Raw genomic sequence first — 12,921 nt, forward strand, 5'->3', positions numbered from 1 at the left:
TTGTAATCTCGTCCAGCCTTGACCGCTTGACCCAGGAGACACAGATTGAAATTCGCTCTGAAAATCGCCACCGCCGCCATCCTCGCGGCCACTGCCACCGGCGCCTTCGCCCAGAAGGGCGAGACCGTCAAGATCGCGTGGCTCGATCCGCTGTCCGGCCTGATGGCCGCCGTCGGCACGAACCAGCTCAAGACCTTCCAGTTCCTGACCGAGGAGTTCAACAAGAAGAACGCGGCCGGGGTCAAGTTCGAGATCATCGGCATCGACAACAAGCTGAGCCCGCAGGAAACCACCAGCGCCCTGCGCTCGGCCATGGACCAGGGCGCACGCTACGTGGTGCAGGGCAACGGCTCCGGCCCGGCGCTGGCCATCATCGACGCGCTCGAGAAGAACAACGCCCGCAACCCGGGCAAGGAAGTGCTCTACCTGAACTACGCGGCGGTCGATCCCGACCTGACCAACAGCAAGTGCAGCTACTGGCACTTCCGGCTTGACGCCGACACCTCCATGAAGATGGAAGCGCTGACCACTTTCATGAAGGAACAGCCGGACGTCAAGAAGGTCTACCTGCTCAACCAGAACTACTCGCACGGCGTGCAAGTGGCCAAGTACGCCAAGGAAAACCTGGCGCGCAAGCGGCCCGACGTGCAGATCGTCGGCGAGGACCTGCATCCTCTGGCGCAGGTGCGCGACTTCTCGCCCTACATCGCCAAGATCAAGGCCTCGGGCGCCGATACCGTGATCACCGGCAACTGGGGCTCCGACCTGTCGCTGCTGGTCAAGGCGGCCAACGATGCCGGTCTCAACAACGTCAAGTTCTACACCTACTACGGCGCCGTCAGCGGCACGCCGACCGCGATGGGTGCGGCTTCGGCCGGCAAGGTCTACATGGTCAGCTACGGCCACTTCAACATGGGCGGCGACATCCAGCGCCTGGCCGTCGAGTTCAACAAGAAGTTCAAGGAAGACCTCTACACCTCGGCGGCCTATACCTCGCTGCAGATGCTGGTCGACGGCTTCGTCAAGGCCAAGTCGACCGAGCCGCTCAAGGTCGCGGCGGCGCTGGAAGGCATGCGCTTCAAGAGCTTCAACGGCGATGTCGAGATGCGCAAGGCCGACCACCAGCTGCAGCAGGGCCTGTACGTGTCGAAGTGGGAGAAGGCCGGCGGCAAGTTCCCGATCGACTCCGAATCGACCGGCTACACCTTCGTGCCGGTCAAGTACTACGAGTCCTATGTGGCCAGCACCCCGACCACCTGCGAGATGAAGCGGCCCAGCCCCTGATCTCCCGCTGACTGGTCGAGGCCCGACTTCAACACTCGGGCCTTTTTCTTTTCTACGTGACCCCGAGGACCGATGAACGTCGAATTTTTCGTCATCTCGCTGCTCAACGGCGTGAGCTACGGCTTGCTGTTGTTCATGCTGAGCTCTGGCCTTACGCTGATTTTCAGCATGATGGGTGTGCTCAATTTCGCGCACACCAGTTTCTACATGCTGGGGGCCTACGTGGCCTACACGCTGTCCGGCATCATCGGCTTCTGGCCGGCGCTGTTCATCGCGCCGCTGCTGGTGGGCGCTTTAGGCGCCGGCTTCGAGCGCTACAGCCTGAGGCGGGTCCACAAGTTCGGCCACGTGCCCGAACTGCTGGTGACCTTCGGCCTCTCGTTCCTGATCCTCGAGCTGGTCCAGCTGGTCTGGGGGCGCTCCACGGTGCCCTATGGCCTGCCGACCCAACTGCAGGGGCCGCTCTTCACGCTGTTCGGCACCCAGTTCCCGAAGTCGCGCTCCTTCATCATGCTGGTGGCGCTGCTGATGCTGCTGTCGGTGTGGCTGCTGCTGACGCGCACGCGCATCGGCCTCGTGATCCAGGCCGCGCTCAAGCATCCCGAGATGGTCGAGGCGCTCGGCCACAACGTGCCCCGGGTCTTCATGCTGGTGTTCGGCGGCGGTGCCGCGCTGGCCGGCCTGGCCGGCGTGGTGGGCGGCAACACCTACGTGACCGAGCCGGCCATGGCGGCCTCGGTGGGCTCGATCATCTTCGTGGTGGTGGTGGTCGGCGGGCTGGGCTCGCTGGCGGGCGCCTTCCTGGCGTCGCTGCTGATCGGCATCATCCAGACCTTCGCGGTGGCGATGGACCAGTCGATGGCCAGCGGCCTGCAGGCGCTCGGCGTCGCGGTGAGCGAGGGCACCTTCGGCTATCCGCTGCTCAAGCTCACGATCTCGCAGGTGGCGCCGATCCTTCCCTATCTCTTTCTTGTGCTCATCCTGATCTTCAGGCCCAAGGGTCTGCTCGGCACTCGGGAGGATTGACATGAGTGCAACGCCAAGCATGACCACGCAGTACTACCGCTTCAAGCCCCTGAACCTCGGGCGCTTCTTCATCTGGTCGCTGTTCGCGATCGTCCTGATCGTCGCGCCGATGGTCTTCAAGACCAGCCTGGCGCTCACGATGCTCTCGCAGATGGGCTACCTCATCATCATCTGCCTGAGCTACAACATCCTGCTCGGGCAGGGCGGCATGCTGAGCTTCGGGCATGCGGTCTACGTCGGGCTCGGCTCCTTCATCGCGATCCACGCGATGAACCTGGCGGGCAAGGGCGGCTGGCCGATCCCGCTGGTGCTGATCCCGCTGGTGGGCGGCCTGGCCGGCATGTTCTTCGCGATCGTGCTGGGCTTCGTGACGACCAAGAAATCCGGCACCACCTTCGCGATGATCACGCTCGGCATCGGCGAGCTGGTGGCCTCGATGGCGCTGATGTTCCCGGGCTTCTTCGGCGGCGAGGGCGGCATCACGACCGACCGCGTCTATGGCAAGCCCTTCTTCGGCATCAGCTTCGGGCCCCAGATCCAGGTCTACTACCTGATCGCGGTGTACTGCTTCATCTGCACCGCGCTGATGTATGCCTTCACGGGCACGCCGCTCGGGCGCATGCTGAACGCGGTGCGCGACAACCCGGAGCGGGTCGAGTTCATCGGCTACAACACGCAGCGGGTGCGCTACTTCGCCTTCATCGTCGCCGGCTTCTTCGCCGGCATCGGCGGCGGGCTGGCGGCGATCAACTTCGAGATCGTCAACGCGGCCGACAGCCTCAACGCACTGCGCTCGGGCAGCTACCTGCTGTTCACCTTCCTGGGCGGGGCGATCTTCTTCTTCGGGCCGATCATCGGCGCGGTGCTGCTGGTGTTCGCCGCGGTGCTGCTGTCGGAACTCTCCAAGGCCTGGCAGCTCTACTTCGGGCTGGTTTTCGTCTTCATGGTGATGTTCGCGCCGGGCGGCATCGCCAGCCTGGTGATGATGAACCTGCGGGTGGCGAAGTTCGGCAAGTTCAAGCAGTTCTGGCCGCTCTACGGCGGCCTGCTGGTGGCGATGATCCCGGTGGTGATCGGCGCCGCCGCGCTCATCGAGATGATCTATCACATCCAGCTCAACTCGGCCCTGGGGCCGAACCTCCCGTTCATGGGCGTCTCGCTCGACACTTCGGGCGTCGCCAGCTGGTTCGGCGCGGCGCTGATCATGGTCGCGGGCCTGGCCGTTCTCGAGTTCGTGCGGCGGCGCTTCGTGCGGGCGTGGGGTACCGCGCAAGAGCAGATCGAGGCCGAGATCAAGCGGAGGGAGACGGCATGAGCCACGCACTTGAACTCAAGGCGCTGCGCAAGAATTTCGGCAAGACCGAGATCATCCGCGGCGTCGATCTCGCGGTCGAGGCCGGCGAGCGGATCGCGATCATCGGGCCGAACGGCGCCGGCAAGTCGACGCTGTTCAACCTGATCAGCGGGCGGCTCGCGCCCAGCAGCGGCGAGGTGCTGCTGAACGGCCAGCGCATCGACGGCAAGAAACCCTTCGAGATCAACCGGCTGGGCCTGTCGCGCAGCTTCCAGATCACCAACATCTTCCCGAAGCTCAGCGTCTTCGAGAACCTGCGCTGCGGCGTGCTGTGGAGCCTCGGCTATCGCTACAGCTTCCTGCGCTTCCTGTCGAATCTCCACGACGCCAACGAGCGCACCGAGGAACTGATCCACCAGGTCGGGCTGGACCGCAAGCGCGACGTGCACGCGGTGAACCTGACTTACGCCGAGCAGCGCGCGCTGGAGATCGGCGTCACCATCGCCGGCGGCGCCGGCGTGATCCTGCTCGACGAGCCGACGGCCGGCATGAGCAAGACCGAGACCTCGCACTTCATCTCGCTGATCAAGCAGGTCACGGTCGGCAAGACCCTGCTCACGGTGGAGCACGACATGGGCGTGGTGTTCGGCCTGGCCGACAAGATCGCGGTGGTGGTCTACGGCGAGGTGATCGCCTTCGACACGCCGGCGGCGGTGCGCGCCAATGCGCGCGTGCAGGAAGCCTACCTGGGATCGTCCGTCGCCGACGCGCAGGGCGGAGGACACTGAAATGCTGAAGCTACAAGACATCCACGCCTATTACGGCAAGAGCCATGTGTTGCATGGTGTTTCGTTCGACGTCGGCCCCGGCGAGATCGTCGCGCTGCTGGGCCGCAACGGCTCGGGCCGCTCGACCACGGCCAAGGCCATCATGGGCCTGGTGCATGCCGAGGGCACGCTGCGCTGGAAGGAACAGGACATCCTGCGCCGCAAGGCCTACGAGATCGCGCATTTCGGCATCGGCTACGTGCCCGAGAACCGCGACATCTTCCCCAAGCTGACGGTGCACCAGAACCTGCTGCTGGGGCAGAAGGGCAACGGCCGCGGCAGCCGCTGGCAGTTCGACGACATGTACGGCATGTTCCCGCGGCTCAAGGAACGCCAGCACACCGAGGCCGGCGTGCTCTCGGGCGGCGAGCAGCAGATGCTGACCTTGTGCCGCACGCTGATGGGCGACCCCGACCTGATCATCATCGACGAGCCGACCGAAGGGCTGGCGCCGAAGATCGTCGAGCTGGTCGGGCAGTACCTGCGCACGCTCAAGGACAAGGGCATCTCGGTGCTGCTGATCGAGCAGAAGCTGACGATCGCGATGCAGATTTCCGACCGCGCGCTGGTGATGGGCCATGGCAGCATCGTGTTCGACGGCACGCCCGACGGCCTGCGTGCGGATGCCTCTACCCGGAAAGAGTGGCTGGAGGTCTGATCGCCTCTGGCTGCCTTGTCCCGGCAGCGACTTGGCCCGGTTGCCCGGTCGCTCGAAACGCCTAGAATTCGATAAAAAAAGAACGTCCGTGCTTTTTATGAACGGGGGCAGCGGCGCATGATTTGCGCCATGCCCTCGGACCCGAATTTTTCGATCCTCTCCCATCCCAAAGGAACGCAGCATGACGGCTGAATACAAAGTGCTCGGCGACGTCGCCGTGATCACCCTGACCAATCCCCCGGTCAATGGCCTCGGTTTCTCGACGCGCATCGGCATCACCGACGGGCTCTCCAAGGCCATCGACGACCCGGCCGTCAAGTCGATCGTCATCACGGGCGCGGGCAAGGCCTTCTCCGGCGGCGCCGACATCAAGGAGTTCGGCACGCCCAAGGCGCTGCAGGAGCCCAATCTGCTGAGCGTCATCCTCGCGCTCGAGGCATCGACCAAGCCGATCGTGGCGGCGATCCACTCCGTCTGCATGGGCGGCGGCCTCGAACTGGCCCTGGGCTGCCACTATCGCGTGGCTGCGCCCGGCACCAGCATCGCGCTGCCCGAAGTCAAGCTGGGCCTGCTGCCCGGCGCCGGCGGCACGCAGCGACTGCCGCGCGTGCTGGGGGTCGAGACCGCGCTCAACATGATCGTCAGCGGCGAGGCCGTGAAGAGCGAGATGCTCGCCTCGCTGCCGGGCCAGAAGCTGTTCGACAAGCTCGCGGCGTCGCCCGAGTCGGTGTTCGACGAAGCGGTGGAGTTCGCCAAGTCGGTGGCCGGCAAGACCGGCGATGCGTTGCCGCTGGTGCGCAACCTGCCGTGCAAGCATCCGCAGGGCGACGCCTACTTCCAGTTCGCCAGGAACATGGTGGGCGGCATGTCGAAGAACTACCCGGCCCCGCTCAAGTGCGTCGATGCCGTCCAGGCCGCGACCAAGATGAAGTTCGTCGACGGCATGGCCGAGGAGCGGCGTCTCTTCACCGCGCTGATGTTCACGCCCGAATCGGCGGCGCTGCGCCACCTGTTCATGGCCGAGCGCGCGGCTTCGCGCATTCCCGACGTCGCCGACGACACGCCCCAGCGCGCCATCAAGGCGGTCGGCGTGATCGGTGCCGGCACCATGGGCGGCGGCATCTCGATGAACTTCCTGAACGCGGGCATCCCGGTCAAGATCCTCGAGATGAAGCAGGAGGCGCTCGACCGCGGCGTTGCCACCATCAAGAAGAACTACGAAGCGCAGGTCAAGAAGGGCAAGCTCAAGCAGGACAAGTACGAGCAGCGCATGGCGCTCCTGAGCACGACGCTCGGCTATGACGATTTGAAGGACGCCGACCTGATCATCGAGGCCGTGTTCGAAGAACTCGGCGTCAAGGAGGCGGTCTTCAAGGAACTCGACCGCGTCGCCAAGCCCGGTGCGATCCTGGCTTCCAACACCTCCACGCTCGACGTCGACAAGATCGCCGCATTCACGAAGCGTCCGCAGGACGTGGTCGGGATGCACTTCTTCAGTCCGGCCAACGTGATGAAGCTGCTCGAGGTGGTGCGCGGCAAGCAGACCGCCAAGGACGTGCTCGCCACCGTGATGTCGACGGCCAAGAAGATCAAGAAGACCGCGGTGGTCTCGGGCGTCTGCGACGGCTTCATCGGCAACCGCATGATCGAGCAGTACTCGCGCCAGGCGGGCTTCCTGCTCGACGAGGGCGCGACGCCGCAGCAAGTGGACAAGGCGATCGAGAAGTTCGGCTTCGCGATGGGCCCGTTCCGCATGGGCGACCTGGCCGGCAACGACATCGGCTGGGCGATCCGCAAGCGCCGTGCGACCGAAGTCGCCGACATGAAGTACAGCCGCACGGCCGACAAGCTGTGCGAACTGGGCCGCTTCGGCCAGAAGACCGGGGCAGGGTGGTACGACTACCAGGCCGGAAAGCGCGACGCGATTCCGTCGGAGCTGGTCAACAAGATGATCGAGGACCATCGCAGGGAACTGGGCATCACGCCGCGCAAGATCTCCGACGAGGAAATCGTGCAGCGCCTGGTGTATGCGCTGGTCAACGAAGGCGCCCACATCCTGGAGGACGGCATTGCCTCCAAGTCGGGCGACATCGACATGGTCTACCTCACGGGCTACGGCTTCCCGATCTGGCGCGGCGGCCCGATGCACTACGCGTCGCAGGTCGGCCTCTACAACGTGGCCGAGGCCATGAAGCGCTTCGCGAAGAATCCGCGCGATGACGCGAGCTTCTGGCAGCCGGCGCCGCTGATCCAGAAGCTGGTGGCCGAAGGCAAGAGCTTCAGCTGAAGCAGGAACGAGACCGCCCTATGGTGAAACGCGTCTTCCTGGCGCTGCTGCTGGTGCTCGTGGCACTGGCGGCGGCTGTGGCGGTCAATACCTGGCGCACGCCGTCGCGGCAGCTCGCCGTGGCGCCGGCGCCGAAGCTGGCGATCGACGTGCAGGCCGCCGCCAAGCGGCTGGCCGGCGCGATTGCGTTCCGGACGGTGTCCAGCCTCGACGATCCGTCGGGCAACGCGGCCGAGTTCGACAAGCTGCATGCCTACCTGGCCGAGCAGTTCCCCAAGGTCCACGCCACCCTCAAGAAGGAAGTGGTGGGCGACAAGGCCTTGCTCTATACCTGGGTCGGCTCCGACCCCAAGGCCAAGCCCATTGCGCTGATGGCGCACCAGGACATGGTCCCGATCGCACCGGGCACCGAGAAGGCCTGGTCGGTCGACCCTTTCAGCGGCGCCATCCAGGACGGCTTCGTCTGGGGTCGCGGCACGCTCGACAACAAGGGCAATCTGTTCGCGCAGATGGAAGCCATCGAACTGCTGATCTCGCAGGGATTCAAGCCGACGCAGACCATCTACCTGGTGATGGGCGATGACGAGGAGGTCAGCGGCCTGCGCGGCGCGCAGCCGATCGCCGAACTGCTCAAGTCGCGCAGCGTGCGCCTGGACTGGGTGCTCGACGAAGGGCTGCTGGTGCTCGACGGCGTGCTGCCCGGCCTGTCGAAGCCGGCGGCGCTGATCGGCCTGGCCGAAAAGGGCTATGGCACCTTCTTCCTGAGCCTGGATACCGCGCCCGGCCACTCGTCGATGCCGCCGCAGCACAGCGCCATCGGGCGCATGAGCGCGGCACTGGCCCGGCTCGAGGCGACGCCGATGCCGGGCGGCATCAAGGGCGTGGCGGGGCAGATGTTCGAAACGCTGGCGCCCGAGATGAACGGCTTCAACCGTGTGGCGCTGACCAATCTGTGGCTCACCGGACCGCTGGTGCAGGGCCAGCTCGAGAAGAGCCCGAGCAGCAACGCCATGCTGCGCACCACCACCGCGCTGACGATCGTCCGGGCCGGCAACAAGGACAACGTGCTGCCGGGCCGGGCCGAGGCGGCGGTCAACTTCCGCATCCTGCCGGGCGACAGCATCGACAGCGTCGAAAAGCACTTGAAGAGCGCACTCGGCGACGACGCGATCCAGGTCAAGCGCTACCCGGGCAACTCGGAACCTTCACCGGTGTCGCCGACCGACAGCACCGGCTACCGCTCGATCGAACAGGCGGTTCGGCAGAGCTTCCCGGATGCCGTGGTGGCGCCCGGCCTCATGACCGCCGCCACCGATTCGCGCCATTTCAGCCTGGTGAGCGATTCGGTCTATCGCTTCTCGCCGTTCCGCGCGAAGGGCGAAGACCTGCCGCGCTTCCACGGCACCAACGAGCGCCTGTCGATCTCGAACTACGGCGAGATGATCCAGTTCTATCAGCAGTTGCTGCGCAACACGGCACAGCCCCAGTAACCGTCTTTCCTCTTTCTCAAAGGACCCCATCATGACCCGCGCCGTCATCGTCTCCACCGCCCGCACGCCGCTCGCCAAGAGCTGGAAGGGTGCCTTCAACATGACGCACGGCGCCACGCTCGGCGGCCACGCGGTGCAGCATGCCGTGCAGCGCGCCGGCATCGATCCGGCCTCGGTCGACGACGTGATCATGGGCTGCGCGACGCCCGAAGGCGCCACCGGCTCGAACATCGCGCGCCAGATCGCGCTGCGCGCCGGCCTGCCGATCACGACCTCGGGCATGACCATCAACCGCTTCTGCTCGTCGGGCCTGCAGACCATCGCGACCGCGGCGCAGCGCATCATCGCCGGCGAGGGCGAGGTCTATGTGGCCGGTGGCGTCGAGAGCATCTCCTGCGTGCAGAACGAGGCCAACAAGCACATGCTGGCCGACCCCTGGCTGGTCAAGCACAAGCCCGAGATCTACTGGAACATGCTGCAGACCGCAGAGCAGGTCGCCAAGCGCTACAACATCGGCCGCGACGCGATGGACGAGTACGGCGCCGCCAGCCAGCAGAGGGCCACGGCCGCGCTGGAAGCCGGCCGCTTCAAGGACGAGATCGCGCCGATCACCGTGCTGGCCGGTGTGGCTGACGCGGTGCTGGGCCTGCGCACCAAGGAAGTCACGATCGAGAACGACGAAGGCATTCGCGCCGGCACCACCAAGGAAGGCATCAGCGGCATCCGTCCGGCGATTCCCGGCGGCCTGATCTCGGCCGGCAATGCCAGCCAGTTCTCCGATGGCGGCGGCGCCTGCGTGCTGGTCGACGAGAAGTACGCCGAGCAGAAGGGCCTGAAGCCCCTGGGCCGCTTCCTTGGCTTCGCGGTGGCGGGCTGCGAGCCCGACGAAATGGGCATCGGCCCGGTGTTCGCGATCCCGAAGGTGCTGAACCGCCTGGGCCTGAAGGTCAGCGACATCGACCTGTGGGAACTCAACGAAGCCTTCGCGGTGCAGGTGATCTACTGCCGCGACAAGCTGGGCATCCCGGGCGACCGGCTCAACGTCGACGGCGGCGCGATCGCGGTCGGCCACCCCTACGGCGTGAGCGGCCAGCGCCTCACGGGCCATGCCTTGATCGAAGGCAAGCGCCGCGGCGCCAAGAAGGTGGTCGTGACGATGTGCATCGGCGGCGGCATGGGCGCCGCCGGCGTGTTCGAAATCCTCTGACGCGCGAGCCCCAGGCCATGGCCGCGCCCGCGCAGCAGGCCACTCCCGAGCAGTTCCTGGCCATGGGCCGGGAGGTGCTCGCGACCCAGCCCTTCAGCGTGCTGGTCGGAGCCGAGATGCATGCGCTGCGGTCGGGCTTCGTCGACCTGCAACTTCCGATCGCCGACAAGCTGAAGCAGCAGCATGGCTTCGCCCATGGCGGCGCGCTCAGCTACCTGGCCGACAACGCGCTGACCTTCGCCGGCGGCACCGCGATGCAGGTGCCGGTGGTCACGGCCGAGTTCAAGATCAACTACCTCCGTCCGGCCATCGGCGAGCGCCTGATCGCGCGCGCCCGGGCCGTGCACGTCGGCCGTACACAGGCGGTCTGTACCTGCGAAGTCTTTGCGGTCAACGGCGGCGAGGAAAAGCTCTGCGCGCTGGCCCAGGGCACCATTGCAGCTCTGCCCTCGGCGCCGGATGCCCAGGCCGCACCGAGTTCCAATCCATAGACACAGCCCAGCGTTTCCATCCATGAGCCTTCGTCCCACCCTCGACTTCCTTCTCTACGACTGGCTGCAGGCCGAGTCGCTCAGCGGGCGCGAGCGTTTCGCCGACCACTCGCGCGAGACCTTCGATGCCGTGCTGGATACCTGCGAGCGCATCGCGCGCGAAAAGTACGCGCCGAACAACCGCATCGTCGACACCCAGGAGCCGCATTTCGACGGCGAGCGGGTGATCCTGCCGCAGGCGACGCACGATGCGCACAAGGCCTTCGTCGAATCCGGCATGCTGAGCGCGGCGCAGGACTACGACATCGGCGGGATGCAGCTGCCCTACACCGTGTCGGCGGCGGCCAACAGCTTTTTCGCCATGGCGTCGGTCAGCATCGGCGCCAACATGCTCACCAGCGGCAACGCCAACCTGCTCATGGTGCACGGCACCGAGATGCAGAAGGAAGTGTTCGCCAAGAACGAATTCGCGGGACGCTGGTCGGGCACCATGTGCCTGTCGGAACCGCAGGCCGGCTCCAGCCTCAGCGATGTCGCGACCCGTGCCGTGCCCGACGGTGCCGGTTTCCAGGACGATCCGCTGGGCCCACGCTTTCGCCTCACCGGCAACAAGATGTGGATCTCGGCCGGCGACCACGAGCTGACCGAGAACATCGTGCACATCGTGCTGGCCAAGATCCCGGACGAGAACGGCAAGCTGATTCCGGGCACGCGCGGCATCTCGCTGTTCATCGTGCCGAAGAAGATGGTCGACACCCAGGGGCAATTGACCGGCGAACGCAACGACGTCGCGCTGGCCGGCCTGAACCACAAGCTGGGTTGGCGAGGCACCACCAACACGCTGCTCAATTTCGGCGAGGGCAAGTTTCCGGTCGGCGGCAAGGCCGGTGCCGTGGGCTACCTGGTCGGCCAGCCCGGCCAGGGATTGTTCTGCATGTTCCACATGATGAACGAGGCCCGCATCGGCGTCGGCACCGCCGCGGCCATGCTCGGCATGGCCGGCTATCACGCCTCGCTCGAATATGCGAAGACGCGTCCGCAGGGTCGGCCGGCGGGCCCCGCCGGCAAGGACTCGGCCCAGCCGCAGGTGCGGATCATCGAACACGCCGACGTGCGCCGCATGCTGCTCGCGCAGAAAGCGTACTGCGAGGGCGCGCTGGCGCTGGAGCTTTATTGCGCGCGGCTGGTCGACGAGCAGAAGACCGGCGAGGCGCAGGCTGCCGACGACGCCCGGCTGCTGCTCGAGGTGCTGACCCCGATCGCCAAGAGCTGGCCCAGCGAGTGGTGCCTGGAAGCCAACTCGCTCGCGATCCAGATCCACGGCGGCTACGGCTACACGCGCGACTTCCCGGTGGAGCAGTACTGGCGCGACAACCGCCTCAACATGATTCACGAGGGCACGCACGGCATCCAGGCGGCCGACCTGCTCGGGCGCAAGGTGCTGATGGAGGAGGGCCGCGGCCTGCAGCTGCTGGCCGGGCGCATCGCCGACACGCTCGGGCGCGCGGCCCTGGTGCCGGCGCTGGCGGCCCATGCCGAGGCGCTCGGCGAAGCGCTGCAGCGCATCGGCTCGGCGACCAAGAAGGCCTGGGCCACCGGCGTTCCGCAGGAGGCGCTGGCCAACGCCGTGCCCTACATGCAGGCCTTCGGCCATGTGGTGCTGGCCTGGATCTGGCTCGACGTCGCCCTGCGCGCGCTGGAGCGCGATGCCGCCAAGGCGTCACCGGCCACGGTCGGCCGCATCGGCGCCACCGACTTCTTCTTCCACTACGAATTGCCGAAGATCGGCGCCTGGCTCAACGTGGTCGAGAGCCGGGACCCGACCTGCGCCGCGCTGCCCGAGGAGGCGTTCTGATGGCCGAGCCGAAACCTCCGAAGCCCCATGCGACGCTCGAGAAGTGGATCTGGATCCTGATCTACGGCGGCCTCTTTGCCGTGATCCTCGGCATCTCGACCGGCCGCACCGAAGAGGCGCTTGGCTGGGCCATGGCCGTGCCTGGCGCGGTGCTGGTGGCGGCCGGCGTGGTGCTCATCTACGTTCGTTCCCGACTCAAGGACAGCAAGGACTCGCCATGATCAAGCACATCGTGATGTGGAAGCTCAAGAACTCCAGCGACGCTGCCGCCTTCAAGGCCAGGCTCGACATCTGCCAGGGCCTGGTGCCGGGCATGCGGCAGTTCGAGGTGGCCGTGCGCACGCCGGGCCTCGAAGCGAATTGCGACGTGGTGCTGTGCTCGGCCTTCGACGACGAGGCGGCGCTCAAGGCCTACCTGGAGCACCCGACGCACGTCGAGGTGTCGGGCTTCCTCGGCAGCCTGCGCGAGGCGCGCAGCGTGCTCGACTACCAAACACCCTGA

The 12,921-nt window shown here is 66.1% G+C and carries 12 protein-coding genes; all 12 read left to right on the forward strand.

Annotation, left to right across the window (positions count from 1 at the left end; translation table 11 throughout):
• The first annotated feature begins 45 nt into the window (after positions 1-45).
• The 12 genes from AC1DYK_RS01170 to AC1DYK_RS01225 all read left to right on the forward strand — a co-directional run bounded on the left by AC1DYK_RS01170 (position 46) and on the right by AC1DYK_RS01225 (position 12,921).
• Positions 46-1,284, forward strand: a complete 1,239-nt coding sequence (locus AC1DYK_RS01170; RefSeq protein WP_478164589.1) for a branched-chain amino acid ABC transporter substrate-binding protein — start codon at positions 46-48, stop codon at positions 1,282-1,284.
• A 72-nt stretch (positions 1,285-1,356) separates the two neighbouring features.
• Entirely contained in the window at positions 1,357-2,310 is a 954-nt protein-coding gene (locus AC1DYK_RS01175) for a branched-chain amino acid ABC transporter permease (protein ID WP_478164590.1), read from the forward strand.
• Between the two features lies 1 nt (position 2,311).
• A complete protein-coding gene (locus tag AC1DYK_RS01180; RefSeq protein ID WP_478164591.1) occupies positions 2,312-3,625 on the forward strand; it encodes a branched-chain amino acid ABC transporter permease in 1,314 nt (437 codons plus the stop codon).
• Positions 3,622-4,392: an ABC transporter ATP-binding protein gene (locus AC1DYK_RS01185; RefSeq protein ID WP_478164592.1), complete on the forward strand. Its 771-nt coding sequence runs from the start codon at positions 3,622-3,624 to the stop codon at positions 4,390-4,392. The genes AC1DYK_RS01180 and AC1DYK_RS01185 overlap by 4 nt, the downstream gene beginning before the upstream one ends.
• 1 nt (position 4,393) lies before the next feature.
• Complete coding sequence (locus AC1DYK_RS01190; RefSeq protein WP_478164593.1) at positions 4,394-5,089, forward strand: ABC transporter ATP-binding protein; 696 nt, start codon at positions 4,394-4,396, stop codon at positions 5,087-5,089.
• A 181-nt stretch (positions 5,090-5,270) separates the two neighbouring features.
• Entirely contained in the window at positions 5,271-7,376 is a 2,106-nt protein-coding gene (locus tag AC1DYK_RS01195; protein WP_478164594.1) for a 3-hydroxyacyl-CoA dehydrogenase NAD-binding domain-containing protein, read from the forward strand.
• A gap of 20 nt (positions 7,377-7,396) precedes the next feature.
• Positions 7,397-8,866 (forward strand): M20 family peptidase, encoded by a 1,470-nt coding sequence (locus tag AC1DYK_RS01200; RefSeq protein ID WP_478164595.1) that lies wholly within the window; start codon positions 7,397-7,399, stop codon positions 8,864-8,866.
• Between the two features lie 31 nt (positions 8,867-8,897).
• Positions 8,898-10,073 carry an acetyl-CoA C-acyltransferase gene (locus AC1DYK_RS01205; RefSeq protein ID WP_478094817.1) on the forward strand — a complete coding sequence of 392 codons (1,176 nt, stop codon included), beginning with the start codon at positions 8,898-8,900 and terminating at the stop codon, positions 10,071-10,073.
• Between the two features lie 17 nt (positions 10,074-10,090).
• Positions 10,091-10,564, forward strand: a complete 474-nt coding sequence (locus AC1DYK_RS01210; RefSeq protein WP_478164596.1) for a PaaI family thioesterase — start codon at positions 10,091-10,093, stop codon at positions 10,562-10,564.
• Positions 10,565-10,586: 22 nt separating this feature from the next.
• The gene (locus tag AC1DYK_RS01215) at positions 10,587-12,419 is read left to right on the forward strand and encodes an acyl-CoA dehydrogenase (RefSeq protein ID WP_478164597.1); all 1,833 of its coding nucleotides are present in this window, start codon (positions 10,587-10,589) and stop codon (positions 12,417-12,419) included.
• Positions 12,419-12,640, forward strand: coding sequence for a hypothetical protein (locus AC1DYK_RS01220; RefSeq protein ID WP_478164598.1), 222 nt, complete (start codon positions 12,419-12,421; stop codon positions 12,638-12,640). Before AC1DYK_RS01215 ends, AC1DYK_RS01220 begins: the two co-directional genes overlap by 1 nt.
• The gene (locus AC1DYK_RS01225; protein ID WP_478164599.1) at positions 12,637-12,921 is read left to right on the forward strand and encodes a Dabb family protein; all 285 of its coding nucleotides are present in this window, start codon (positions 12,637-12,639) and stop codon (positions 12,919-12,921) included. The genes AC1DYK_RS01220 and AC1DYK_RS01225 overlap by 4 nt, the downstream gene beginning before the upstream one ends.

Source organism: Variovorax sp. P2_H12 (assembly GCF_056403395.1).